Source organism: Stenotrophomonas sp. JC08 (genome assembly GCF_052180205.1).
In the GTDB taxonomy this organism is placed as follows: domain Bacteria; phylum Pseudomonadota; class Gammaproteobacteria; order Xanthomonadales; family Xanthomonadaceae; genus Stenotrophomonas.
In genome coordinates this window covers 343,611-368,772 of record NZ_CP197473.1, presented here as the reverse complement: position 1 = coordinate 368,772, position 25,162 = coordinate 343,611, and the positions used below count along the sequence as shown (strand labels likewise).

General features: G+C 66.5%; 20 protein-coding genes. 7 read left to right on the top strand and 13 right to left on the bottom strand.

Features of this window, described 5'->3' with window-relative positions; genetic code table 11:
- Positions 1–98 precede the first annotated feature (98 nt).
- Positions 99–2,198, bottom strand: a complete 2,100-nt coding sequence (locus ACSBPQ_RS01580) for a gluconolaconase (RefSeq protein ID WP_442683345.1) — start codon at positions 2,196–2,198, stop codon at positions 99–101.
- A gap of 244 nt (positions 2,199–2,442) precedes the next feature.
- Between ACSBPQ_RS01580 and ACSBPQ_RS01575 the strand changes: the two genes are divergently transcribed.
- Positions 2,443–2,760, top strand: coding sequence for a hypothetical protein (locus ACSBPQ_RS01575; RefSeq protein WP_442683344.1), 318 nt, complete (start codon positions 2,443–2,445; stop codon positions 2,758–2,760).
- A 61-nt stretch (positions 2,761–2,821) separates the two neighbouring features.
- Here the strand turns inward: ACSBPQ_RS01575 and ACSBPQ_RS01570 are convergent, their stop codons facing one another.
- Together ACSBPQ_RS01570 and ACSBPQ_RS01565 are read right to left on the bottom strand one after the other, a co-directional pair.
- Positions 2,822–3,922 carry a chitinase gene (locus ACSBPQ_RS01570; protein ID WP_442683343.1) on the bottom strand — a complete coding sequence of 367 codons (1,101 nt, stop codon included), beginning with the start codon at positions 3,920–3,922 and terminating at the stop codon, positions 2,822–2,824.
- Positions 3,923–4,146: 224 nt separating this feature from the next.
- Entirely contained in the window at positions 4,147–5,088 is a 942-nt protein-coding gene (locus ACSBPQ_RS01565; protein ID WP_442683342.1) for a hypothetical protein, read from the bottom strand.
- A 182-nt stretch (positions 5,089–5,270) separates the two neighbouring features.
- Between ACSBPQ_RS01565 and ACSBPQ_RS01560 the strand changes: the two genes are divergently transcribed.
- From ACSBPQ_RS01560 to ACSBPQ_RS01550, 3 genes are all read left to right on the top strand, one after another.
- Positions 5,271–7,019, top strand: coding sequence for an acyl-CoA dehydrogenase family protein (locus ACSBPQ_RS01560; RefSeq protein ID WP_442683341.1), 1,749 nt, complete (start codon positions 5,271–5,273; stop codon positions 7,017–7,019).
- Between the two features lie 257 nt (positions 7,020–7,276).
- Positions 7,277–7,741: a hypothetical protein gene (locus ACSBPQ_RS01555; RefSeq protein WP_442683340.1), complete on the top strand. Its 465-nt coding sequence runs from the start codon at positions 7,277–7,279 to the stop codon at positions 7,739–7,741.
- A gap of 273 nt (positions 7,742–8,014) precedes the next feature.
- A complete protein-coding gene (locus ACSBPQ_RS01550; RefSeq protein WP_442683339.1) occupies positions 8,015–8,857 on the top strand; it encodes a class I SAM-dependent methyltransferase in 843 nt (280 codons plus the stop codon).
- A 14-nt stretch (positions 8,858–8,871) separates the two neighbouring features.
- Here ACSBPQ_RS01550 and ACSBPQ_RS01545 read toward each other — a convergent pair whose 3' ends face one another.
- Positions 8,872–9,744, bottom strand: a complete 873-nt coding sequence (locus ACSBPQ_RS01545; RefSeq protein WP_442683338.1) for an NYN domain-containing protein — start codon at positions 9,742–9,744, stop codon at positions 8,872–8,874.
- A 59-nt stretch (positions 9,745–9,803) separates the two neighbouring features.
- On the opposite strand from ACSBPQ_RS01545, the gene ACSBPQ_RS01540 reads away from it, so the two are divergent.
- Complete coding sequence (locus ACSBPQ_RS01540; RefSeq protein ID WP_442683337.1) at positions 9,804–11,096, top strand: NAD(P)/FAD-dependent oxidoreductase; 1,293 nt, start codon at positions 9,804–9,806, stop codon at positions 11,094–11,096.
- 241 nt (positions 11,097–11,337) lie between these two features.
- Here ACSBPQ_RS01540 and rpoH read toward each other — a convergent pair whose 3' ends face one another.
- From rpoH to rhlB, 6 genes are all read right to left on the bottom strand, one after another.
- Positions 11,338–12,213 carry an RNA polymerase sigma factor RpoH gene (rpoH, locus tag ACSBPQ_RS01535; RefSeq protein ID WP_442683336.1) on the bottom strand — a complete coding sequence of 292 codons (876 nt, stop codon included), beginning with the start codon at positions 12,211–12,213 and terminating at the stop codon, positions 11,338–11,340.
- A gap of 175 nt (positions 12,214–12,388) precedes the next feature.
- A complete protein-coding gene (gene ung / locus ACSBPQ_RS01530) occupies positions 12,389–13,117 on the bottom strand; it encodes a uracil-DNA glycosylase (protein ID WP_442683335.1) in 729 nt (242 codons plus the stop codon).
- Positions 13,114–13,956: a response regulator gene (locus ACSBPQ_RS01525; protein WP_442683334.1), complete on the bottom strand. Its 843-nt coding sequence runs from the start codon at positions 13,954–13,956 to the stop codon at positions 13,114–13,116. Before ACSBPQ_RS01525 ends, ung begins: the two co-directional genes overlap by 4 nt.
- 7 nt (positions 13,957–13,963) lie before the next feature.
- Positions 13,964–14,911, bottom strand: coding sequence for a permease-like cell division protein FtsX (ftsX, locus tag ACSBPQ_RS01520; RefSeq protein WP_442683333.1), 948 nt, complete (start codon positions 14,909–14,911; stop codon positions 13,964–13,966).
- Between the two features lie 10 nt (positions 14,912–14,921).
- Positions 14,922–15,608, bottom strand: a complete 687-nt coding sequence (gene ftsE, locus ACSBPQ_RS01515) for a cell division ATP-binding protein FtsE (RefSeq protein WP_442683332.1) — start codon at positions 15,606–15,608, stop codon at positions 14,922–14,924.
- Between the two features lie 196 nt (positions 15,609–15,804).
- Positions 15,805–17,484: an ATP-dependent RNA helicase RhlB gene (gene rhlB / locus ACSBPQ_RS01510; protein WP_442683331.1), complete on the bottom strand. Its 1,680-nt coding sequence runs from the start codon at positions 17,482–17,484 to the stop codon at positions 15,805–15,807.
- A 195-nt stretch (positions 17,485–17,679) separates the two neighbouring features.
- On the opposite strand from rhlB, the gene trxA reads away from it, so the two are divergent.
- Positions 17,680–18,009 (top strand): thioredoxin TrxA, encoded by a 330-nt coding sequence (gene trxA, locus ACSBPQ_RS01505; protein ID WP_057506258.1) that lies wholly within the window; start codon positions 17,680–17,682, stop codon positions 18,007–18,009.
- A 224-nt stretch (positions 18,010–18,233) separates the two neighbouring features.
- The gene (gene rho, locus ACSBPQ_RS01500; RefSeq protein ID WP_442683330.1) at positions 18,234–19,955 is read left to right on the top strand and encodes a transcription termination factor Rho; all 1,722 of its coding nucleotides are present in this window, start codon (positions 18,234–18,236) and stop codon (positions 19,953–19,955) included.
- A gap of 132 nt (positions 19,956–20,087) precedes the next feature.
- Here rho and ACSBPQ_RS01495 read toward each other — a convergent pair whose 3' ends face one another.
- From ACSBPQ_RS01495 to ACSBPQ_RS01485, 3 genes are all read right to left on the bottom strand, one after another.
- Positions 20,088–20,462: a hypothetical protein gene (locus ACSBPQ_RS01495; protein ID WP_442683329.1), complete on the bottom strand. Its 375-nt coding sequence runs from the start codon at positions 20,460–20,462 to the stop codon at positions 20,088–20,090.
- Positions 20,463–20,469: 7 nt separating this feature from the next.
- Complete coding sequence (gene aceK / locus ACSBPQ_RS01490) at positions 20,470–22,200, bottom strand: bifunctional isocitrate dehydrogenase kinase/phosphatase (RefSeq protein ID WP_442683328.1); 1,731 nt, start codon at positions 22,198–22,200, stop codon at positions 20,470–20,472.
- A gap of 386 nt (positions 22,201–22,586) precedes the next feature.
- A complete protein-coding gene (locus ACSBPQ_RS01485; protein ID WP_442683327.1) occupies positions 22,587–24,818 on the bottom strand; it encodes an NADP-dependent isocitrate dehydrogenase in 2,232 nt (743 codons plus the stop codon).
- Between the last annotated feature and the right edge of the window lie 344 nt (positions 24,819–25,162).

Genomic DNA, 25,162 nt, shown 5'->3' with positions numbered 1-25,162 from the left:
TCTTGACCCCGGCCTATGTGCCGGGGTCTTTTTCTTGGCGGCTCAAACAATTGAAAACGACGATCACCGGGGAGGCAGCGCAATATCGCGCCCTGCCCCTACCCTGCATCGACAAGCCTGACCGGCAGCTCACGGCCTTCGATGGCGGCATTGCCGCTGTAGTCCTGCGCGGTGATGCGGATGATGTAGTCGCCCTCGGGCAGCTCGGCCGGTTGCCACAGGCCGGTGGCCAGTTCGCCGTCGCGCACGGTGTTGGTCAGCACATAACGGAAGCGGGTGCGGTGGCTGCCGTGCACGGTGATGCCGCTGTCGGCAGCGTAGGCCACTTTCACCGCGGCACGCTGCGGCGGCATGCGGTTGAACACCAGATTGGCCCGCAGCTGTTCGTAGCCGGGCAGCGGCAGGCCACCCGCATCGAGGATCTGGTAGCCGAGGCTGTACAGGCCCAGCCGACGCCGTGGCAGGTTGTGGTCCACCTGGTCCCAGGCTTCCACCACCAGTTGCAGACCGCCACCGTCGCGGGGCACACGCAGACGCCCGTCCACTTTTTCCGTCAGGCGCTGGTCGCTGCGATCGAGCAGGGCGATATCGTCGATGGTCGGCGCGACGCTGTCGGCGTAATTGGCAAAGCCCAGCCGCACGGCGTTGCGCTCATAGCCCGATGGCCCTACCGCCAGGTGCACGTGCGCCTGATTGTTGATGCTGCCCAGCACGTCACCGGGCTGGAAGCGGGTGCCACGACGCACCCGCACGCGCTCCAGCTTGCCCGTATCGGCATACACCAGCTGCATGCGCGCCGGGTCCAGCGCACGGTTGCCGGCGTCGCGCCCCACCTTCATGTGGATGTAGTCGAGTTTGTCCAATGACAGCCCCTCGGCCTGACCGCCCAGGCTCCATGTCGCCGCCGGGCTGCTGACCTTGCCGGCGGCGATCGCCAGCACCGGCTGGCCGACATCGCCACGCACATCGAACCCGCTGTGCAGGTGGTGGCGGCTTTCGCCGCTGAAGTTGCCGCGGACCTCGCCCAGCGTACCGGTCACCTCATGCCAGCCCAGCTGCGGCGCCAGCGGCCAGCGTCCTTGGTTGTGCGGCAGCGGGTTGTCCGGGGACGGCCCCAGTTGCACCGGGACCTGCGCATCGCCAGCGATGCGGGGGGCCAGGTGATGCACCCGGTAGCCATCGGCATCGGCCAGCAACAGGCTGCCATCCGCGGCCAGTGCCAACCCGGCGGGACGTGCGAAGCGCCGGCTTTCATCCCCCGCCACCGCCACCACATGCCCATGCGGCGACACCTGCACCACGCGCCCGCTGAGCCGCTCGCCGACATAGGCCACGCCGTCGTGGGTGACCGCCAGTGTCATCGGCCCCCACAGCACACGCCCGCCATCAGGCGAACCGGCGCGGGTGCTCACTTCACCGTCGACGCTGATGTTGCGCAGGGCGTTGTTGTGCAGATCGGCCACCCACAGCACACCGCCGGCATCCAGCTGCACATCGGTGGGCGTATCGAAGCGTGCCTGCGCACCGGGCCCATCCACCCAGCCGGGGCCTTCACCGCCGGCGAGGGTACTGACGCGGCCATCGGGCGCGATCACGCGGATACGGTCGTTCCAGGTGTCGGCGACATAGATCCGGCCATCGCCGGCGACCGCCACCCCCATCGGCCCGTTGAAGCGCGCCTGCGCACCAGCCCCGTCGCGGTAACCGGGCGTGCCGTCGCCGGCCACGGTGCTGACCTCGCCCTGCGGCGTGACCTTGCGGATGGCGTGGTTGCCGGTATCGGCCACGTACAGGTTGCCGTGCCGGTCCAGTGCGATGCCCGAAGGCGTGTTGAACCGCGCCCCCGCGCCACGGCCATCGGCGAAACCCTCGATGCCTCCGGCCAGCACATGGAAGCGTCCATCCAGCCAGCGGTAGAGCAGCCGGTTGTTGTCGCCGGCATCGGCCACATAGAGGGTTCCGGCCGCATCCACGGCGATACCCCACGGATCACTGAAGCGGCTCTGCGCCGCGCTACCCGTGCCGTTGCCGGCCACGCCGTCACCGCCCAGCAGGTCGATCCGCGCCTGCCAGCCCAGCGGTGTCGGCGGCGGCGGTGCAGGCGCCGGCGCGCGTGGCGTCCACAGCAGAGTGGCCGCCAGCGCGACACCGGTGAGGACGACAACGGCAATTACCGGGTACTTGCGATCCATGGACATTCAAACCACTGCGGACCGGGCACGATAGACGTCCGCGGCCGACAGCGGAACCTGTGCGCCGATGCCAGCCCGCGATGCTGGCGGAAAAGCCGCCGTCGGGACGGTCCGCAGGCAGCCGTCGGCATCCTGCACGATGGTGGCCCCGCGCCTGTCTCCGGCATACCCCCGGCGGGCCAACCACCGTGCACTGCCGCCGTCAGCCACAACGCCGGACAATGCAGCCTCCACCCTTCCGGAGCCGCCCATGTCCGCCTGTGAGTTGCCGCTGCTGGACTTCGTCAATCTGCAGTTCCATCCCGGCCGCAATACCAGCGTGCGGCGTGGCGAGCGCTGGCACGGCGTGTCACGGGCACAGCTGCGACGGCACCCGGACGAACCGGCCATCACCGTCGTGCTGAGCACGCGGCTGCTGCGCTTCGACACCCTGACCTGTGCCGATCTCCACGACGAGCACGATCCGCGCTGCCGCTCGCCGGATGGGCTGCTGCAGGTACTGCGGCAGATCTATCCGGGCTTTGATGCCGGCGAAATGGTGACACTGGTGCACTTCGTTCTGGACTGACGCAGCGCCCTTCCAAAAAGGTGGCGCCGCGACTCCCCTCGCGGCGCCACCACCCCCTGGATCAGTGCGCGGCGTTGGCCGCCCGCAGGTGCGTCCCCACCGGTCCGGAGAAAGCACGGCCATCGGTCACGTCCCAGTTGATCGACCAGGTCATCACCCCGCGGAAATCCGGATACGCCTGGGCCGGCTGCACCTCGTCGCATTGCGTGGCAGTGGTCAGGCAGTCGAAGGCGCGATTGATGTCGGCCGGCGCGGCGTAACCGTTGCCGGCCGCACGCAGGCCCGACGGCAGGCCCAGCGCCACCTGGTCGGCACGCAGGCCCTCGAAGCGACCCTTGCCGGCGGCCAGCTCGAAGCCTTCGACCAGCATCTTCACCGAGCCCACCATCATGTCCACGCTGCCGGCCGGATACTTCTCGGCACGATACGGCGTCGGCAGGCCGCCGTTGTTGTAGAGCTGCACGTGCAGCAGGTCCAGTTCCTCGCGCACGCCATCGATCAGCGGCAGGTAGGCACCCCAGATGCCTTCCATCGATACGAAGCCGCCCTGCACGTACGGGTGCTCCGGCGCCATCGACACGTACAGGTTCGGGTACATCGCATGCAGGCGCTTGACCGCCGAGATCAGGTGCGGCGTCACCGGCGCGTCATGCACCACGCCGGCCACCTTTTCCAGGTCGATGTCGATACCGTCAAAGCCGAAGGCATTGATCGCCTCGGCGGTGGTGGCGACGAAGTTGTCTTCATCGTGCTGGGTGTTCAGGGTCACCTTGCCCAGCTCGCCACCGAACGACAGCACCACGATCTTGCCCTGCACGCGCTTGGCGGCGATATCGGCGATCAGGCGCCCACGGTCCAGTGCCGGGTCCGGATTGAAGGCGATCCGGCCTTCGCCCATATCATCGGCGAACGCCAGCACGATCACGTCCCAGCTGTCGTCGACCTCGCCCAGCGGCAGCACGCCGATGCCGTTGTCGAAATTGTGCAGATAGCCAATCAGCGCATGCTTGGGCAGTGCATGGCTGTGGCCGGGTGCGACCCCTGCGCCAGTCGCGGTTGCAGCGGCAGGGGCGGTCGCGGCGGGAGCCGACTCGGGCGCCGCCTGACAGCCCAGCGTGGTAGCCAATGCCAGGGCGCAGGCGAGGGGGGTGATCGACTTCATCGGAGCTCCAAAGTTCGGCGAATCCCGATTCTAGGCATGAAACGCACGGGAAAATCGCTGAAAAGTTCTTGGCGCTTAAACCTGTCCTCATTTGACGGATGGATGTCCACATCGTGTCGGTGGCGCGGTTCCTGCAAGCCTGGCAATGGCGTGAATGGCCCCTCGACAAGCCACCCCGGAGTCCCCGCCAACACGCCTGCGGGCCCAGCCGGGACAGTCCCGTTTCAGCTACAGGTCTTCATCCGCCGCTCCGCATCCCACAACGCACGCCGTGCCATGTCATAGGCGTTGTCGGCGGCACTGGGCAGGCTGTGCTCGGCCTCCACCGGATCGGCGCCGTGGTTGAATCGGTACTCCACGCGCTGCAGCGCCTCCAACTGTGCGAGCGCCGGGGCCAGCCATTGGCTGCGCCGGGCCGGGCTGCAACGCCGATAGCGCTGCTCCAGATCACCCAGCGCCGCACGGATCCGGCGGCTGGCCTCGCCGTCCAGGCCGGGCGCTTTATCGTAGCGGATCGGCGCGGCCTTGTAGGCATCGCCGCTGGCCTCGCTGCCCAGATCCGACGGACGTTCGTGCAACGACGGGTTGAAGGCGATATCCGGAGGACGGCGCGCTTCAGCCGCCTGGATGTCACGCCCGTAAAGAAGCCGCTCCTTGCGCGATTGACGGGTACCGGCCGGTGTACCGGAGAACAGGTTGGCCGTCGCGCGCTCGCCCACGCCCGTGGCCAGTTCATCGCGGTGTTCGAACACGCGCTCGGCATTGCTCTGTTGCCTGTCCTGGCGCACGGTCTGCGGTGCCAGCACGATCTGGCCGTCGCTGCCATACAGCGACCGCGACGACCTGGCGGGTGCCGTATCCGTTGCTGGCGGCAATGCCGGGATAGCACGCGGGAAGAGATCATCGCCCTGCGTGTCCGCGGTCATCGGCGGGGGGCGCGGCGCTGTCGCCGATGGCAGCGACTGGCTGACCGATGGCACCGCACCTGCCAGTACCAGCGACGCCGCCGGCAACCGCCAGCGCAGCTGCAGGCGCGACTCCGGCGACGGATCGCGCGACTGCGGCAGCTGCCACAACAGCCACAACCCGATCGACAGCACCGCCAGTGTTGCCAGCAGTGCAACGACACGGGTCCACAACGGGTCTGGCGAACGGGTTGGGCGCATGCGACTCCATCGGGCAACGGTCCACAAGGCATTTGCCGGCCCTGTCACGGCACATCTGCAGCCGGCAACAGACCGGCAAAACGACGGCGAGTTCCACTATCGGCGCCGGCATGGGCATGATCGGGGTATCGCGCCGGAAGACCGGCCCTGTTTCCGCCTTCACCGCACAAAGGAGTGGTTCCGTGAATACCGTTGCACCGCAGCACCTGGACGAGAGCATCGCCAAGCAGTTGTTCTTCGGGCAGATCAGCGAAGAGGCGCTGTTCCCCTATCCACAGATCCGCGAACGCGACCGCGAGATGCTCGGCGCGATGACCGACGCCATCGACCAGTTCCTGGCCGACAAGGGCGCCGAGCTGCGCCAGTACGACCGCGATGCCGAACAGCCAGCCGGGTTCATCCAGGCACTGCGCGACATGGGCCTGTTCGGGCTGATCATTCCCGAGGAATACGGTGGTCTTGAACTGTCCAACGGCGCCTATGCGCGCGTGCTCGGCCAGACCAGCAGCCACGACAGTTCGGTGTCGCTGACCATCGGCGCACACAGCTCGATCGGCATGAAGGGCCTGCTGTTGTTCGGCAATGACGAGCAGAAGCAGCGCTACCTGCCACAGCTGGCCAGCGGCGAGATGATCGCCGCGTTCTGCCTGACCGAATCCGGCGCCGGCTCCGACGCGGCCGCGATCCGCACCAGGGCCACGCGCAACGATGACGGCAGCTGGACCCTGAGCGGCGAGAAGATCTGGATCACCAACGGCGGCATCGCCGACCTCTACACGGTGTTCGCGCGCACCGACACGCCCGAAGGCAAGGTCACCGCCTTCATCGTCGAAGCCGGCTGGGACGGCGTCAGCCATGGCCCGCACGAGGACAAGATGGGCATCCGCGCCTCGTCCACCACCACCGTCGCCTTCAACGAGGTGCGGGTGCCGGCGGCCAACGTGCTGGGCCCGGTCGGCAAGGGCTTCAAGGTGGCGATGAACATCCTCAACAGCGGTCGCACCGGGCTGGGCGGCGGCGCGGTGGGCGGCATGCGCGCACTGATCCGCATGGCCTGCGCGCAGGCCAACGAGCGCAAGCAGTTCGGCCAGGCCATCGGCGAGTTCGGGCTGGTGCGCGAGAAGATCGCGCAGATGACCGCCGACTGTTTCGCCGCCGAGAGCACGGTGTGGATGGTGGCGCACCTGATCGACAGCGGCCGCAGCGACTATTCGGTGGAAGCGGCGATGAGCAAGGTGTTCGCCAGCGAGGCGGTGCAGCGCTGCTGCTACGAGGCGCTGCAGATCGCCGCCGGCAACGGCTTCATGCGCGAGCTGCCGTACGAGCAGATGACCCGCGACACCCGCATCCTGTCGATCTTCGAGGGCACCAACGAGATCCTGCGGCTGTACGTGGCGCTGAACGGCCTCAAGGGCGTGGGCGCGACCTTGAGCGAGCTGCAGAGTGCGGTGGGCGGCATCTTCAACGATCCGATCAAGGGCTTCGGCGTGCTCGGCGACTACGCTGGCCGTCGCATGCGCGAAGCCACCGGCTACGGCACCGACCGCATCCATCATCCGGTCGCCGAGCCGCTGCGCCCGCTGGCCCGGCTGTGCGAGAAATATGTGGTCGAACTGTCCAAAGCTTCCGACCGCCTGCTGCGCAAGCATGGCAAGAAAATCGCCGACGAGCAGCATGCGCAGAAGCGTGTGGCCGACATCGCCATCGACCTGTTCGTCGGCCTGTGCGTGCTCTCGCGCGCCGACAGTCTGGTGCAGTCCGGGCACCCGGCGGCCGATGATGCGGTGAAGATCGCACGCCTGTTCGCCCGCCAGGCACGCCGACGCATGGCCCGCAACATCCGCGGGCTGGAGCGCAACGAGGACGGGATCATCGAATCGTTGGCTGCTTCGACGCTGGAACGTGGGGGTTACGCCTTCGACGTGTACTGACAGCCAGGCGGGGGCGTCCCACCTTCGGCCCGGCCACGGCCGCGCTGGAGGTCCGCGCCTTGCGCATCCATCCAGCTCCCGGCTGGCCCAGCACCGGATCGACTGTGACGGTCGATTCGGCAGTCCCGGCCGCTTCCCTTACACTGGCGCCCCACGCCGCCGTCCTTCGACCGCCCGACGGGTAGGGCGCGAGCCTTCCCGTTTCCGCCGCCTTTGCACGCAACGGCCACCCTCCCGTCTCGGCAATGGACCGGCAAATGATCAAGACCGATATCACCCCCGCGCTCGAACACACCGCATTCGAGTTCCTCTACGCCTTCGCCCGCTTCGAGTTCTGCATGAAGGAAGCCGGCTATCTGAAGTCGGACAAGCCCGGCAAGAAGGCCGAGCCGAGCTGGGACAAGTTCGTGCGCAGCAACCGCACCCGCTACAGCCTGTCCGCCGATGCACTGGCCCTGCTCAACGCCGCGCCCCAGCAGCAGATCAGCACCGGGCACGGCAAGCTGGCATGGCGCGAAATCGAGTTCGACGAGAACGAATACGAGCTGCAGGCGGTGGCGATCCTGCTGCGCGTGGCCCGCAACAATGTTTTCCACGGCGGCAAGCACGGCGCCACTGGCTGGGATGACGTCGACCGCACCCTGCAGATCCTCACCCACGGCAAGAACGTGCTGGATGAACTGGCCGAATTCGGCCGCTTCAACGAGTACACCCGGCGCTGATCTGATCATCGACGGGAAATTGCGTTCACATCGGCATGCCCGCCGTGCCACACAGCTGCAACAATCCCTCGACGCGCGGCGATGTCCATGCCGGGTGTGGCGACACCCGGCCCGCCCGCAACGCTGGCAGGCGGCGCACCGCGCCGATGGCCGATCACGCGATCGATACGCGCCCTGACCCACAACCGCCGTTCGGCCCATGTCGGTTACGATGCCCGACCTTCCTGCTTCCGGCTGGACCCTCATGGTCCTGAGCCGGACTGTGACCTCGACGTGACCCACTATTCCGGCCCGCTGCTGACCCGCCCGCTGCTTGATGCCCTGTTGGCCGCGCGCAAACGCGGCCAGGAGCACTGTGAAGGCTCGTTCGACCTGGGCCGCAGCAACACGGCGGCGCAACCTGGGCAGGATCACTGGTATTGGCAAGGCCAGGCCTATCCATACCCGGCCAAACTCAGGGACCGCACCATCTATTACTGGGACGGCGCCGACTTCAGCGCCGCATCGCGCTTCGGCAGCGGCCTGTACAAACTGGTGCCGACCGCCTGGAGCGTACCGACCTTCGAGATCGACGGCATCAAGATGCTGGTCAGCGCGCAGATCTCGCCGATGGACGATGCGCGCCGCAAGGTCGCCCTGATCCAGCCCGCCGGCAGGCAGATCCTCGATACCTGCGGCGGCATGGGCTACTTCGCCGCCTGCTGCCTGGAGGCCGGTGCTGCCGGCATCCGCTCCTTCGAAAAGAGTCCCGAAGTGCTGTGGCTGCGCACCCTCAATCCATGGTCGCCCGATCCCGCCAGCGCCCAGGCACAAGGCCGTCTGCAGCTGGGCCAGGGCGATGTGGCACAGGAAATCGCGCAGATCGCCACCGCCTCGGTCGATGCGGTGCTGCACGATCCACCCCGCTTCGGCATCGCCGGCGAGCTGTACTCGCAGGTGTTCTACGACCAGCTCGCGCGCGTGCTGCGCACGGGCGGCCGGCTGTTCCACTACACCGGCACCCCCAACCGGCTCACCAGTGGCCGCGATGTGCCACGCGAAGTGGCCGCGCGCCTGCAGAAAGCCGGCTTCAGGACGGAGCGGGTGCTGGATGGCGTGGCCGGCGTCCGCCGCTGACACCCGCCACCCGCTCAGCCCTTCGCCGACGCACGCTTGCCAGCGGTCTTGCGTGGCAGCGCGCGCACCGTGGCCAGCTTGCCCTCCTTCTTCATCTCGAACAGGCCGGTGGCCTTCATCAGGTCGCTCAGCTTGCGGTAGCCGTAGTTGCGCGAATCGAACGAGGCGCGATTGGCGATCTGGCTGCCGACCACGCTGAGCGTCGCCCAGCCCTGCTCATCGGCCGCCGCCTCCACCGCGCCCCGCAGCAGCGTGATCAGCCGGGTATCGCCGCGCAACTCGTTGCCGGGACGCGGTGTGATCGGCGCCGCCGGGGGAGCCGATGTTGCCTCGGAAGATGCCTGACCGGCCTGTGCAACCGTTCCCGCCGCCGGTTCGCCAGCGGCTTCCGGCGGATCAGCCTCCGGGTTTCCCAGCGCTTCCAGATAGATGAACTTGGAACAGGCATTGACGAAGGCCAGCGGCGTTTTCTGCTCGCCGAAGCCGTACACCTTCAAGCCGTCGGTCAGCAGCCGCATCACCAGCGGGGTGAAATCCGCATCGCTGGAGACGATCGCAAAGCCATCCAGGTTGCGTGCATACAGCAGGTCCATCGCATCGACCACCATCGCCATGTCCGAGGCGTTCTTGCCCTTGGAATAGGCGAACTGCTGGATCGGCCGGATCGCGAATTCGTGCAGCACGCTCTCCCAGCCCTTCAACCGCGGATTCTTCCAGTCGCCATAGGCACGGCGCACATTGGCCACGCCGAACGCCGCCACTTCCACCAGGATTTCATCGATCTTGGCAGCCGGGGCATTGTCGGCATCAATCAGCAAGGCGATACGCTTTTCAGGTTCGGACACCGGTTCGCTCCTTCGTGCAGGACCGCTCCGAGTATCCGCCATTCCGGATTCACGCAGCGTCACCTACCCTGCAGCGGCAGCCCCGGCTCCCAGGAGCATCCATGCCACACGGCCACGTTCCCCACCTGCTCATCATCGGCGGCGGCTTCGCCGGCCTGTCGGCCTGCCGTGCCCTCGCCGGCGCCCGCCTGCATATCACCCTGATCGACCGCCGCAACCACCACCTGTTCCAGCCGCTGCTCTACCAGGTCGCCACCGCCGGCCTGTCCGCGCCGGACATCGCCGCGCCGCTGCGCCACATCCTCGGCCGGCAGCGCAACGTGGATGTACGGCTGGGCGAAGTGACGTCGATCGACACGCATGCCCGCCAGGTTGTGCTGGGCGATGGCACCCGGCTGCAGTACGACCTGCTGCTGGTCGCCAGCGGCGCCACCCACGCCTATTTCGGCCATGACGAATGGGCCGCTGATGCGCCCGGCCTGAAGACCCTGGACGACGCGCTGCAGCTGCGCCGCAAGCTGCTGCTGGCCTTCGAGCGCGCCGAGGCCGAGCCGGACCCGCAGAAGAAGGCCACCTGGCTGAGCTTCGCCATCGTCGGCGGTGGCCCGACCGGGGTGGAGCTGGCCGGCACCCTGGCCGAGATCGCCCGCCACACGCTGAAGAACGAGTTCCGCCATATCGACCCGAGCTCGGCCAGGGTGCGGCTGGTGGAAGCCGGCCCGCGCGTGCTGTCCTCGTTCCCGGAACGCCTGTCACTGAAGGCCCGCCGGCAGCTGGAAAAGCTGGGCGTGGAGGTGCTGACCGGCACCGCCGTCACCGGCATCGATACCAATGGCTTCCAGCTGGGCGGGCGCCACATCCCCGCGCGTACCGTGGTCTGGGCCGCGGGTGTGGCCGCCTCGCCACTGGCGCGCACGCTGGACACGCCACTGGACCGGGCCGGCCGCGTGCAGGTGCAGCCGGACCTCAGCCTGCCCGGCCATCCCGACGTGTTCGTCGCCGGCGACCTGGCCACACTCATGCAGGACAACGGCCTGCCGGTTCCCGGCGTGGCCCCGGCCGCCAAGCAGATGGGCAAATATATCGCCGCGCTGATCCGCGCCCGCCTGGACGGCCGGCCCGCGCCGCCGCCGTTCCGCTACAACGACCAGGGCAACCTCGCCACCATCGGGCGCATGGCCGCCATCGTCCACATCGGCAGGCTGCAGCTGTCCGGCGTGCTGGCCTGGTGGTTCTGGCTGGCCGCGCACGTGTTCTTCCTGATCGGTTTCCGCAACCGGCTGGTGGTGCTGCTGAACTGGGCCGTGGCGTACTGGAGCTACCGGCGCAGCGCACGCATCATCCTTGGCGATCCCCACGACAGCGCAGCGCCCACGCCGCCGCAGGCGGATTGAGTGAACTTGGCCTTATCCAGCGGTGCGTTGCTCGAACACCGGCTGGCCGCTCCGCACCGGCGTCTGATTGGCCGGCGCGTAGAACCTCGGCTTCCCGCCAATGGAGTCCGGCTGGTCGGCGCAGGCGTGATCCTCAAACAATCGCCTGCGCGGTTCCGGCGAGCGGCACACCCGTCACGACGGCAACGCAAAAGCCCGGGTTTCCCCGGGCTTTTCCTGTGTCACCACGCTTGCCTGAGGATCAGGCCGCGAACAGTGCCTTCATCTTCTTCAGCGCGTTCGCCTCGACCTGGCGGATACGCTCGGCCGACACGCCGTACTCGTCGGCCAGTTCCTGCAACGTCACCTTGTTCTCGTCATCCAGCCAGCGGCGGGCGATGATGTCGCGCGAACGCTGGTCCAGCCGCGACAGGCCTTCGCGCAGCAGGCCCAACTGGTTGTCCTCGCTGTCCTGGCGCTCGTAGGCCTGCGACGGGTCCTCGTCGTGCGCCACCAGATAGGCGGCCGGCGACGGCGGTGCCCGGTCGTCATCCTCGTCCGACGGTGCATCGAAGCCGATATCACGGCCGGACAGGCGCGACTCCATCTCCATCACTTCACGCTCGGAGACGTTCAGGTCCTTGGCCACGGCGCTGACTTCGGCCGCATTCAACCAGCCCAGACGGGTCTTGGACTTGCGCAGGTTGAAGAACAGCTTGCGCTGCGCCTTGGTGGTGGCGACCTTGACGATGCGCCAGTTCTTGAGGATGAACTCGTGCATCTCGGCACGGATCCAGTGCACCGCGAAGGACACCAGGCGCACGCCCATCTCCGGGTCGAAACGCTTGACCGCCTTCATCAGGCCGATGTTGCCTTCCTGGATCAGGTCACCCAGCTGCAGGCCGTAACCGTTGTAGCCGCGGGCCACATGCACGACGAAGCGCAGGTGCGAATGCACCAGCTCGCGGGCCGCGTCCAGATCCTGTTCGTCACGGAAACGGCGCGCCAGCTCCTGCTCGTCATCGACCGACAGCACCGGAATCTGGTGCACGGCACCGATATAGGCGTCCAGCGAACCGAGCGCGCTGGGAATCGGGAGATTGTTTGCCACAAGGGCAGTGGAGGTGTTCTGGCTCATAGTGCCTCATCTTAACAGTCGGACTATTGGACTGCCCGGTACAGAAAAAGTTCCAGTGTTCTGTTCATGCAGCTTAAACCCGCGCTGAATACTGAACAGGGACAGCCCAGGTACTCCGTGGCCGATCACAGTAGCAAAGCCGGAGTGGCCGCGATATGACACCGGTCAAGCCGGTTCAGCCCGCAGCGGTTGCGGCGTCCAGCTCGCTGCGCGGCGGCAGCCGCCAGTCGATCGTCCCCAGCCCGCGCCGGCCCAGATACTCGTTGGCCTGCGAAAAATGCCGGCAGCCGAGGAATCCGCGGTGTGCCGACAGCGGCGAGGGGTGCGGCGCCCTGAGTACGCGGTGGCGGCGGGTATCGATGACCTTGCCTTTCTGCTGCGCATAGCTGCCCCACAGCAGGAACACCAGTCCTTCGCGCTCGCGGTTGAGCACATCCACCACATGGTCGGTGAAGCCTTCCCAGCCACGGCCCTGATGGGAGCCGGCCGTGCCCTCTTCCACCGTCAGCACGGCGTTGAGCAGCAGCACGCCCTGCCGCGCCCACGGCAGCAGGCAGCCGTGGTCCGGACGCGGGATGCCTAGGTCGGCCTCGATTTCCTTGTAGATGTTCAGCAGCGACGGCGGCACCGGTACGCCCGGCATCACCGAGAAACTCAGGCCATGGGCCTGGCCATGGCCGTGATAGGGATCCTGCCCGAGCACCACCACCTTCACCTGCTCGAAGGGCGTGGCATCGAACGCGGCGAATATCTGCCGGCCCGGGGGAAACACCCGCGCCCCGGCCGCCTTGCGCTGGCGCAGGTAGGCCGACAGCTCGCGCATTTCCGGACGCAGCAGCCAATCCCCGACGCGTGCCTTCCAGCCGGGTTCGAGCTGGATCTGCGCGCCCGCTTCCGTGCTCACAGCACCAGTGTCGGCTGCGCCAGGCGCGCCAGCCGCAACTGGAACAGCACCTTGGTCACCAGCAACCGCTCTTCCACCGGCTTCTGCACCAGGTCGTTGGCACCGGACTGCAGCAGCGTGGACTGGTTGTGCGGGTTGCTGTCACCGGTCATCACCAGCACCGGCAGGCGGCGCTTGCCGTAGCCGAAGTCCACGCGGATGCGTTCGACCACATCACCGCCATTGAGCTCGCCCTTGAGGGTGACGTCGGTCAGCACCAGATCGATGCGCCGGCTGGTGCGTCCCAGGGATTCGGCGGTGAGCAGCGAGAACGCCTCCTCGGCGGTGAGCACATGCAGCACCTGCAGGTCGTGGCGCTCGAGCATGCGCTTGGTGGCTTCGGCGACCACGCGGCTGTCCTCGACATACAGCACCGTCGCGCCGGGCACCGGCTCGGGCTGCACATAGCCGCGGATGAAGGTCGCCAGCGCCTCGTGGCCCAGCGCCTTGTCGAAATAGTCGGTGACAAATTCGGTGAAGCGGCGCTGCTCCAGATGCTGCTGGGCATCGCCGGATACCACGATCACCGGCACGTAGGCCTGCCCCGCGGTCTCGCGCACGCTGCGCGCCAGCGCCAGGCCATCGCCATCGGGCAATGCCAGCGAGGTGGTGACCAGGTGCACCGGGCCGGCGGCCAGTGTCTGCCGGGCTTCTTCGATGCTCGCGCAGCCGATCACCTCCACATCCGGCAGCTCGCGCTGCAGCACATCGGAAATCAGCCGGCGGACCAGCTTGGAACCATCGACCACCATCACCCGCGGGGCGTCACTGATCAGATGTTTGAGTTCTTGCGCGCGCATGCAGGCCTCAGGTATCGGTCGGTCGAGTCTGCCTGAGGAAGTGCCCGGTCACCAGCCACGCCCCCAGCCAGCCCAGGATCACGGTTCCCACCAGCACCATGACCGAATGGAACAGGTCCAGCCCATGCAGTACGAACGCACTGCCGTAGCTGTGTGACAGTTCGGCCAGCGGGGGTCGCAACGCCAGTCCGCACACGCCGATCAGCCCCAGCGCGACCAGCCCGGCGCCCAGCCCGTACCAGGCGCCGAGGTAGACGAACGGGCGGCGGATGAAACCGTCACTGGCGCCGAGCAGTTGCAGCACGCCGATTTCCTCGCGGCGCGCCTGGATATCCAGGCGCACGGTGTTGCCGACCACCAGCACCGCGCCCAGTCCCAGCAGCGCCGACAGCACCTGTACCAGCCGTGCGCCGAAACCCAGCCAGCCGTCCAGACGCTGCCGCCACAATGCATCGTGCTGGACCAGATCGGCCTGCGGCAGGGCCTGCAATGACGTGGCCAGCGCCGCGTCGTCCCCCGCAGCGGGCGTGACGATAAGCAGGGTCGGCAACGGGTTCTCGCCCAGCGCATCGATCGCCTCGCCAAGGCCGGCGCTCTGGCGCAGTTCGGCCAGGCCTTCTTCCGATGAGCGCAGCGTCACCTCGGCCACGTCGGCGCGTGCGCGCAATGCCGTGGCCACGTCCCGCGCGGCGGCCGCATCCAGTTCCGGCTTGAGGAACAGGTTGATGTCACGCGATTGCTGCACGCTGCCGGCGAACAGCTTCAGGTTGTCCAGCGCGATCGACAGCCCCAGCGGCAGCGCCAGCGCCAGCGCCATCACCGCGATGGTCAATGCCGTCGCCCACGGCTTGCGGAGCACGCGGCCAAGGCTGAAGACCACGCTGTGCAGATGGTGGCCGAGCCAGATGGCCAGGCGCGAGGGCGCAGCGGATTCGGTATTGGTGGATTTGCTCATCGTGCCTGCTTCACTCGGCCAGGTCGTTGGGCGAGATGTCATCAACCAGTTTGCCGTGATCGAGGATCAGCACCCGCTTGCGCATCTGCTTGATCAGCGCCAGATCGTGGCTCACCACCAGCACGCTGGTGCCGCGGCCCGGCAGTTCGGCGAACAGCGCCATGATTTCCGCCGCCAGCGCCGGATCGAGGTTGCCGGTCGGCTCGTCGGCCACCAGCAGGCGCGGCTCGGCGACGATCGCGCGGGCGATGCCCACGCGCTGCTGCTCGCCGGCGGAAAGCTGGCCCGGCAGCGCCTTCTCACGGTGTCCCAGTCCCATGCGCTCAAGTACCGCACGCACCCGCTTGCCGGCATCGGCCCGCCGGTCACCGCGCAGGACCAGCGGCAGGACGACGTTCTCGGCGACGCTGCGGTCGGTCAGCAGGCGGTGGTCCTGGTAGACCGCACCAACCTCGCGCCGGTGCAATGCCACCTTGCCGCCACGCACCTTCGACAGGTTGCGTTCGGCGAACACCACCGTGCCACGGGTGGGCCGCTCGCTCAGGTGGATCAGTTTGAGCAGGGTGCTTTTGCCTGCACCCGAGTGACCGGTGACGAACAGCATTTCGCCCGCGGCCACCTCGAAGCTGACATCGGCCAGCGCCTGATGGCCGCCGGCATACTGTTTACTGACATTGTCAAAACGCAGGACGCTCATTGCGCCGATTATGCCGGAGGCGAAGGCGGCAATGCCGCTCCCTGCTCAAAAACCCGCCAGCAGCTTCGGCATCCCGCATCCGCCCTCATGCCGGACGCACGGCGGCCACTGCCGGGGAGTATCCGAAGCAGCCGCGAGTGGCCATGACAATCTGATGCATCGGCGGCCATCGGCAACGACGATGGCCGCGCTGTGATCAGTCGCTGGACAGCATGCGGCGGATCTTGCGCCCCAGCCGGGTCAGGAACGAGTCGTTCGCGTTGCCGGCATTGCGCATCGACTTGACCGGCACCTGCACCGGCGCATTGGCCACGGCCGGAGCGACGATGGCGGTATCGGCACCTTCCACGGGACGGCCATGACGACGGCGACGGCGCTTGCGTGGCGCGCGCTCACCTTCCACCGCTGGAGTACCGGTCGCCTGCGGCGCACTATCCGTAGAGTCCGTAGACGGGCGCGGCGGCCTGGGCGTGCCATCGGCGGCCTTGTGCTCGCCTTCCACACGCGGCTTGCGCGGGCCACGCGGCTTGCCATCGGCACCGCGTTCACCACGACCGCCACGACCACCACCGGGCTTGCCATCACGGCCGCCACGACGGGCTTCGTCGGCCGCCTTCTGCTCGCGGGCTTCGCGGAAGATCGCGCCCACGCTTTCCTCGGCTTCGCCTTCCGGCAACGGTGCGCGCTCCGGACGCGGCAACGCGGTCATCAGTTCGCTGGTCACCGCTTCCACCGGAATCTTCTGCTCGATGTAGGCCTCGATGTCCGGCAGGCCCATCGCGTAGCGCTCGCAGGCGAAGCTGATCGCATCGCCCTCTTCGCCCAGACGCGCGGTACGGCCGATACGATGCACGTAGTCTTCGGCGTCGAACGGCAGGTCGTAGTTGTAGACGTACTTGATGCCGTCGATATGCAGGCCGCGCGCGGCCACGTCCGTGGCCACCAGCACTTCCAGCTGGCCGGCCTGGAAACGCTTGAGCAGGCTCTCGCGCTTCTTCTGCGGCACGTCACCGGACAGCACACCGACACGGTAACCGGCCTTTTCCAGCGCCCGGGCGACGCGCTCGACGAACACCTTGGTATTGACGAACACCATCGTGCGCGCGCCTTCGCTGCGCGACAGCAGGCCGATCAGCAGCGGCAGTTTTTCTTCATCGGCCGGGAAGTAGATGCGCTGGCGCACACGGTCGGCGGTGATGCTTTCGGTCTCCACCACCAGCTTCTGCGGCTCGTTCATGTGCTCGTAGGCCAGCTCCAGCACGCGGTGGCTCAAGGTGGCGCTGAACAGCAGGGTCTGGCGCGTGGTGCGCTCGGGCATGCGCCGCAGCAGGAAGCGGATGTCCTTGATGAAGCCCAGGTCGAACATGCGGTCGGCTTCGTCCAGCACGCAGACTTCGCAGGCGTGCAGCGACACCACCTTGTGCTGCTTGACGTAGTCGATCAGCCGGCCCGGGGTGGCGATGATCACGTCCACGCCCTGCTGCAGCAGTTCGCGCTGCTTGTCGTAGTCCACGCCGCCGTAGACCAGCGCAAAGCGCAGGCCGGTATCAGCGGTGAATTTCATCGCGTCCTTGTGGATCTGGATGGCCAGCTCGCGGGTCGGCGCCAGGATCAGTGCGCGCGGATCTTCCGGCTTGCGGTCGGCCAGCGCGGGGCGGGTCAGCAGGCGGTTGCACACCGCCACCAGGAAGGCCAGCGTCTTGCCGGTGCCGGTCTGCGCCTGGCCGGCCACATCGCCACCCGGCAAGGCCACCGGCAGGGTCAGAGCCTGGATCGGGGTACAGCGGGTGAAGCCGGCTCCTTCCAGGCCTGCCACCAATGCCGGTTGCAGGTCGAAGGAGGAAAACGTCACATCGGTCAGCGGTTTGTCGCTCATTATTCTGTCTTCATAGTGCCGGGCAGCCTCAACGGCCGGGCGGCTTGCATCGATACGGGTGCCGTCGCACACTGCGGCCCCTGCGCCGGGTCGCGCGACGTCGGGCCCTGCCCACTGTCCGCGCAATGCCCCAGTTTACCGCAATGCGGCCGCCAACCCGGCATGGGTAGTCGCATTGCACCAGGAGACTCCAAAGTGAGCGATAAGGTTTTACACGTCGGCGACGCCGACTTCGACACCGCCGTCCTGCAATCCGGCGAACCGGTCCTGGTGGATTTCTGGGCCGAATGGTGCGGCCCGTGCAAGATGATTTCCCCGGTCCTGGACGAACTGGCCGATGCCTATGACGGCAAGCTGAAGATCGCCAAAGTCAACGTCGACGAGAACCGCGCGACCGCGGTGAAGTACCACGTGCGCTCGATCCCGATGCTGCTGCTGTTCAAGGATGGCCAGATCCAGGCCACCCAGATCGGCGCCGTCGGCAAGGGCCAACTGAGCCAGATGATCGACAAGGCGCTGGCCTGACCGATACCGACCGGCGGCCTTCCCGCCGGTCTTCCGGCCTGCCATACGCAGGCCCAACAAGGTTCTCCGGGATCTTGCACCGCCGCACCGGGCGGTGGTAGTGTCATTGCATCCGGCAGCATTCGCATGCCGCACCCTCTGGCCGGGTTCTCGCCCGGACCATTCCCAAACCAGTTCGCCGCCCCGCAGGGCGCTCGCACATTCAAGCGAGAGGAATCAAGCACTTGTCCGAGAACACTCCTTCCGAAACCGGGAGCGCCGACGCGCCCGTCGAGAAGCGCGTACGCAAACCGCGCGCCGCCAAGTCCGCCGAAACCATCGACAGCAGCCCCGCCGTCGCCGCTGCGCCGGCCCAGCCCGCGCTGCCACTGGACTCCGCTCCAGCGGCTCCGGCTCCGGCTCCGGCTCCGGCTCCGGCCAGCGAAGCATCGGCTGCGCCCGCCCCTTCCGACAATGACCGGCAAGCCCCGGCCACCGCGCAGGACGGCAGCGAATCGCGCAACAGCGAAGGCCAGCAGCGCCAGGGTCAGGGCCAGCACGGACAAGGCAACCGCCGCGACCGCTTCCGCAACCGCCGTGACCGTGACCGCAACAACCGCTTCCGCGATGATGGCCTGCCCAGCGATGGTGGCAACGACAACCATCCGCCGCGTCCGATCCCGAGCGTGCCGGAAGGCTTCCCGGTCTATTCGCTGAGCGACCTCAAGCGCATGCCGGCGCACAAGCTGCTGGAAGTGGCCGAGCAGCTGCAGATTTCCGAAGGCGTGGCCCGCGCCCGCAAGCAGGATGTGATCTTCGCGCTGCTGAAGGTGCTGACCCGCCACGGCGAAGGCGTCGCCGCCGATGGCGTGCTGGAGATCCTGCCCGACGGCTTCGGTTTCCTGCGCGCGGCCGAGGCCAGCTACCTGGCCGGCCCGGACGACACCTACATCTCGCCCAGCCAGATCCGCCGCTTCAACCTGCGCACCGGCGACCATATCGCCGGCCGCATCCGCTTCCCGAAGGACGGCGAACGCTACTTCGCGCTGAACATCGTCGACACCATCAACGGTGAGCCGATCGAAGCGTCGAAGAACAAGGTGCTGTTCGAGAACCTGACCCCGCTGTTCCCGCGCAAGCGCTTCACCCTGGAGCGCGGCAACGGCTCCTCCGAAGACATCACCGGTCGCATCCTCGATCTGATGGCGCCGCAGGGCAAGGGCCAGCGTGCGCTGATCGTTTCGCCGCCGAAGGCCGGCAAGACGATGATGATGCAGCAGATCGCCACGGCCATCACCACCAACCACCCGGAAGTGCACATGATCGTGCTGCTGGTGGATGAGCGTCCGGAAGAAGTGACCGAAATGCAGCGCACCGTGCGCGGCGAAGTGGTCTCCTCGACCTTCGACGAGCCGGCCGCGCGCCACGTGCAGGTTGCCGAAATGGTGATCGAGCGCGCCAAGCGCCTGGTCGAGCACAAGAAGGACGTGGTGATCCTGCTCGACTCGATCACCCGCCTGGCCCGCGCCTACAACAACGTCGTGCCCAGCTCCGGCAAGGTGCTCACCGGTGGTGTGGACGCCAACGCCCTGCACCGCCCGAAGCGTTTCTTCGGTGCTGCACGTAACGTCGAGGAAGGTGGCTCGCTGACCATCATCGCCACCGCGCTGGTGGAAACCGGCTCGAAGATGGACGAGGTGATCTACGAGGAATTCAAGGGCACCGGCAACAGCGAGGTGCACCTGAACCGTCGCATCACCGAGAAGCGCGTCTACCCGGCCATCGACATCAACCGCTCCGGCACCCGCCGCGAGGATCTGCTGATCGAACCGGAGCTGCTGCAGAAGATCTGGATCCTGCGCAAGCTGCTGCACCCGATGGACGAGATCGCCGCGATGGAATTCCTGCTGGACAAGATGAAGAACACCAAGTCCAACGACGAGTTCTTCGGCTCGATGAAGCGGTAAACCGCTGCAGGATCGGCAATTAGGAAAGCCCCGCGAATGCGGGGCTTTCCTGTTCCAGCACGGCGGCGGCAATTTGGACCGGCACGTACGCCGCAAACTGGATCGCAACCGCCGCACGCAGGCCCCGGGGGATCAGCCCTCCTGCAACATGGTCAGCAGCCTTGGCCCCTTTTTGTCTTGCGTCATGTAGATGCCGCCAGCAGCAAGCGAATCGGAAGCCCCTTCCCATTCGGCATCGGTGATCCATGGTGCATGCTGTCGTGGCCCCGGAATGCAGGCCTCCCAGCGACCATAGCGGAGATCCCCTTCCCCTTTATCGCTCCTGTCAGGCGCATGGCCACTTCGACCCGCTCCTTCATGGCCCTGGTCCCCACCGCTGCGGCCGACAGTGGCAACAGCAACATCGCCGACAGCAAAAGCGTCTTCAGGACTTTCCTGTACATCGCCGACCTTCTTGTGTGAAATCCGGAACACTCCGCAATCATCAACCCATAAAGGCGTGGTCACGGGCGTTTCATGCCAACCGCAACGATGGTGGATAGGGCGGCGTATCCAGCATCTCCCCGTGCCGGAAACCGGCCTGCAGCCTTGTCCACCAGTGCGGATCGAACAGTACCGCATATTTCTCCCGCACCAGCGCCATCAATGGCGCCGGCAGGCCCATGAACAAGGGAAAGCGCTCCGGGAACACATCGTTGGCGGCGACGTGGAACCACGGCTCGGCCGCCATCGCTTCCTCCTCGTTGCGTGGCGCCGGCCAGACGCGGAAGTTGCAGTCGGTGACCAGGCACAGCTCGTCGTAGTCGTAGAACACCGCACGACCGTGGCGCGAGACGCCGAAGTTCTTCAGCAGCATGTCGCCGGGAAAAATATTGTTGCAGGCCATGTCATGGATGGCCTGTGCATAGTCCAGCGCCGCAGCCTTGGCCGCTTCCGCACCCTGCTCGCGCAGATACAGGTTCAACGGACGGAAGCGACGCTGCACGTAACACAGCGCTATCACCAGATCATCGCCTTCGATGCGCACGCTGCGGCTGCACTGGCCCACCAGCTCTTCAAGCAATGCCGGGGCGAAGCGATTCACCGGGAAACGCAGGTGCCGGTACGGCTGGGCATCAAGCAGGCGACCGATGCGGTCCAGGTTGAACACCAGCGCGTACTTGTCCTCCACATCCTGCCGGCTCATGGTCTTGGGCCAGGCGAAGCGGTCGCGGATCAACTTGAACACCAGCGGATAGCTGGGCAGGTTGAACACCGCCATCACCATGCCCGGAGTGCCTTCTGCATGCACCAGCTGCTCGTTGCCATGCTGCTGGAAATGGCTGAAGAAGGTGCGATAGCGCTCGGTCTTGCCCTGCTTGGCCCGGCCCAGCACGGTGTAGATCTCGTCCACCGGCTTGCCCGGCAGGATGCTGCGCAGGAACACCACCGCATCGGCGACGGTCGGCAGGTCGGCCTGGAAATAGCTGCGCGATACGCCGAACAGATGCGCCACGTCGCGGCGACGTGTCAGCACCGCCTCCACGCGCAGGCCTTCGCCATCATTGACCAGCGCGATCACACAGGGCGAGAAACGGTGCTCGCCGAACACCCGGCCCACCAGATAGGCGCGGCGCTCGCGATAGAACACCGTCTGCAGCAACTCGACGGCACGCAGCGGATGCGGCCCCCAATGCGCGAGGTCGTCCTGCAGGCGTACCGCGATCGCCGCCGCACAGCGCAAGCGGTGGCGATAGGGCACATCGAACACGTAATCGGACAGCAGGCGCGAGAACGCCTCCACCGGGCGGGCGTCGGACACTGCATAGACATGGCGGGCCACCGGATGGGTGATGGCATCGGACGGCTCGATATCCAGCGCCATGAATTCGATGCTGTCATCCACGCCGCGCGTGGCGAACAGGCGCCGCGTCAACGTGTTGTAGAACGTCCGGTACAGTTCGTTGTCGATGCGCCCGGAAACCCGTGCATCAAAACTGTGTTTCACCTGACGCCACAACTCCTGCGTCAGTGGTGCCTCGCCCAGCAGTTGCTGCAGCTGTTCACGGCACTGTGCGATGCAGATGTCATACAGCTCGATGCGCTCCACCGCATCCTGTCTGGCCCCGGCCCAGTCCTGCGTCTGGAAGCGCTCCCTCGCCCTTCGGGTGATCACGGAGAACGCCAGGTGATAGTGCTCGAAACCGGCCGCGATCCGCCCCGCGATGTCCTCGGCCACGGCCACCTCCGGCAACACGCAGCTCACGGCCCGTCTTCCAGCGAAGCCGCACGATCAGCGCAGGGAAAGAATCCAGTCATGGCATCGCCACCGGCAGGGCACCTGACGGCAGTGTCGCATCCGCCCCGCGCCGCCGACAACTCGATACGCATGTCGCAGCTGCATTCGCGCACCCACGACATTTGGCTACCACGCGGCACCTTCCGGCAGGTCACTTTCGGCAGCAGGCGAAGTGGACGATCGCGGAATCCATCCCGTCCGTCACTGTGTACCCGTGCAGGGATTCTGTGCGGATCTAGATTCTGCAGCGCGCACGACAACCCATGACGTCATGCATGAAAAAGCCTGCATCCGACAAGCGGATGCAGGCTTCGTTCAACACACTCGACACGCGTTGCCGCGCGTCAGCTCACTCAGCCTTCCAGGCTGGCGAGGGCGGCATTGAGCGTCGCGCTCGGGCGCATCGCCGACCCGGCCTTGGCCAGGTCCGGACGGTAGTAGCCACCGATGTTCACGGCCTTCCCCTGCACGGCGATCAACTCGTCGACGATCTTCTGCTCGTTGCCGGCCAGTGCTTCGGCCAGCGGTGCGAACTTCGCCTTCAGCGCGGCATCGTCGTCCTGCTCGGCCAAGGCCTGCGCCCAGTACATGGCCAGGTAGAAGTGGCTGCCACGGTTGTCGATGGTGCCCAGCTTGCGGCCCGGCGAGCGGTCGTTGTCGAGGAACTTGCCGTTGGCCTCGTCCAGCGCCTTGGCCAGCACCGCGGCGCCCTTGTTGTCGTAGCGCTGGCCCAGATGTTCCAGCGAGGCGGCCAGGGCCAGGAACTCGCCCAGCGAATCCCAGCGCAGGTAGTCCTCTTCGACAAACTGCTGCACATGCTTCGGCGCCGAGCCACCGGCGCCAGTCTCGAACAGGCCACCACCGGCCATCAGCGGCACGATCGACAGCATCTTGGCGCTGGTGCCCAGCTCCAGGATCGGGAACAGGTCGGTGAGGTAGTCACGCAGCACGTTGCCGGTCACCGAGATGGTGTCCTGGCCCTTGCGGATGCGCTCCAGCGAAACCGCCGTGGCGGCCACCGGATCAAGGATGCGGATGTCCAGACCGCTGGTGTCGTGGTCCTTGAGGTACTGCTCGACCTTGGCGATCACCTGCGCATCGTGCGCACGGTTGGCATCGAGCCAGAACAGCGCCGGGGTATTGCTCAGGCGGGCACGGCTGACGGCCAGCTTCACCCAGTCCTGGATCGGCGCATCCTTGGTCTGGCACATGCGCCAGATGTCGCCGGCTTCCACGTTGTGCTCGAACACCACGTTGCCGGCGTCGTCGCTGACCTTGACCACGCCATCGGCCGGAATCTGGAAGGTCTTGTCGTGCGAGCCGTATTCCTCGGCCTTCTGCGCCATCAGGCCGACGTTCGGCACCGAACCCATGGTGGCCGGATCAAACGCGCCGTTGGCCTTGCAGTCGGCGATGACGGCCTGATACACGCCCGCGTAGCAGCGATCCGGAATGACGGCCTTGGTGTCCTGCAGCTTGCCTTCGGCATTCCACATCTTGCCCGAGTCGCGGATCATCGCCGGCATCGACGCATCGACGATCACATCCGACGGCACGTGCAGGTTGGTGATGCCCTTGTCGGAGTTGACCATCGCCACGGCCGGGCGCTTGGCGTACTCGGCGGCGATGTCAGCCTTGATAGCCTCCTGGGTCGCTTCCGGCAGCTGCGGCAGGCGCGCGTACAGGTCGCCGATGCCGTTGTTGGCGTCGAAACCGACTTCCTTCAGGGCGGCGGCGTGCTTGGCCAGCACGTCCTTGTAGAACTCTTCGACCACCACGCCGAACATGATCGGGTCGGAGACCTTCATCATCGTCGCCTTCAGGTGCAGCGAGAACAGCACGCCCTGCGCCTTGGCATCGGCCACCTGGGCATCGATGAAGCTGGCCAGCGCGCGGCGCGACATCACCGAGGCGTCGACGATCTCGCCGGCCTTCACCGCGGTCTTTTGCTTCAGCACGACGGTCTTGCCATCATTGCCGACCAGCTCGATCTTCAGGCTGCCGGCATTGGCCAGCGTGGCCGACTTCTCGCTGCCGTAGAAATCACCGCCGTCCATGTGCGCGACGTGCGACTTGGAATCGGCCGACCACGCGCCCATGCGGTGCGGGTGCTTGCGCGCGTAGTTCTTCACCGACAGCGGTGCGCGGCGATCGGAGTTGCCTTCGCGCAGCACCGGATTCACCGCGCTGCCCTTGACCTTGTCATAGCGCGCCTGGATATCGCGCGAGACGTCATCGGTCGGCGCATCCGGGTAGTTCGGCAGCACGTAGCCCTGGTCCTGCAGTTCCTTGATCGCGGCCTTGAGCTGCGGCACCGAGGCCGACACGTTCGGCAGCTTGATGATGTTGGCTTCCGGCCGGGTTGCCAGCGCACCCAGTTCGGCCAGGTCATCGCTGATCTTCTGGTCGTCCTTCAGGTAATCCGGAAACTGCGACAGGATGCGGCCGGACAGGGAGATGTCACGGGTCTCGACGGCGATGCCCGCGGTGGTGGCATACGCCTTGATGATCGGCAGCAGCGACTGCGTCGCCAGGAACGGGGCTTCGTCGGTGAGCGTGTAGATGATCTTCGGCGTATCGGACATGGGGGTGGTTTCCGTCGAAAGTAAAAGGCTGGAAATTCAGCACTGCATTGTCGCGCGTTGCCGGGGTTCGGGCAAAACGCACGGGTACGGAGCAGATGTAATGAGCTGATGCGTTATTGGAACCAGGCGTGGGTATTACGCCAATCAAGGCACCCGGCACATGAACCGCTGCCTCGGCTCCAGACACTGTAAAAAGGTTCGACCTGCTCGACGCAGACCCTTGTTAGCTGCATACAGGACGGACCGGGGCAATTGATTCTCCGGGTCCGGTTTCGATCTGCACATATACAAAGCCCGGCACGATGCCGGGCTTTGGAAGCAATGTCGGGGGAGAGGGGCCGGAT

Excerpts from the sequence above, each read along its gene's own strand:
- ACSBPQ_RS01580 (WP_442683345.1), bottom strand. The coding sequence starts at position 2,198 with ATGTCCATGGATCGCAAGTACCCGGTAATTGCCGTTGTCGTCCTCACC.
- ACSBPQ_RS01575 (WP_442683344.1), top strand. The coding sequence starts at position 2,443 with ATGTCCGCCTGTGAGTTGCCGCTGCTGGACTTCGTCAATCTGCAGTTC.
- ACSBPQ_RS01570 (WP_442683343.1), bottom strand. The coding sequence starts at position 3,922 with ATGAAGTCGATCACCCCCCTCGCCTGCGCCCTGGCATTGGCTACCACG.
- ACSBPQ_RS01565 (WP_442683342.1), bottom strand. The coding sequence starts at position 5,088 with ATGCGCCCAACCCGTTCGCCAGACCCGTTGTGGACCCGTGTCGTTGCA.
- ACSBPQ_RS01555 (WP_442683340.1), top strand. The coding sequence starts at position 7,277 with ATGATCAAGACCGATATCACCCCCGCGCTCGAACACACCGCATTCGAG.
- ACSBPQ_RS01545 (WP_442683338.1), bottom strand. The coding sequence starts at position 9,744 with ATGGCGGATACTCGGAGCGGTCCTGCACGAAGGAGCGAACCGGTGTCC.
- ACSBPQ_RS01540 (WP_442683337.1), top strand. The coding sequence starts at position 9,804 with ATGCCACACGGCCACGTTCCCCACCTGCTCATCATCGGCGGCGGCTTC.
- rpoH (WP_442683336.1), bottom strand. The coding sequence starts at position 12,213 with ATGAGCCAGAACACCTCCACTGCCCTTGTGGCAAACAATCTCCCGATT.
- ACSBPQ_RS01525 (WP_442683334.1), bottom strand. The coding sequence starts at position 13,956 with ATGCGCGCGCAAGAACTCAAACATCTGATCAGTGACGCCCCGCGGGTG.
- ftsX (WP_442683333.1), bottom strand. The coding sequence starts at position 14,911 with ATGAGCAAATCCACCAATACCGAATCCGCTGCGCCCTCGCGCCTGGCC.
- ftsE (WP_442683332.1), bottom strand. The coding sequence starts at position 15,608 with ATGAGCGTCCTGCGTTTTGACAATGTCAGTAAACAGTATGCCGGCGGC.
- rhlB (WP_442683331.1), bottom strand. The coding sequence starts at position 17,484 with ATGAGCGACAAACCGCTGACCGATGTGACGTTTTCCTCCTTCGACCTG.
- ACSBPQ_RS01485 (WP_442683327.1), bottom strand. The coding sequence starts at position 24,818 with ATGTCCGATACGCCGAAGATCATCTACACGCTCACCGACGAAGCCCCG.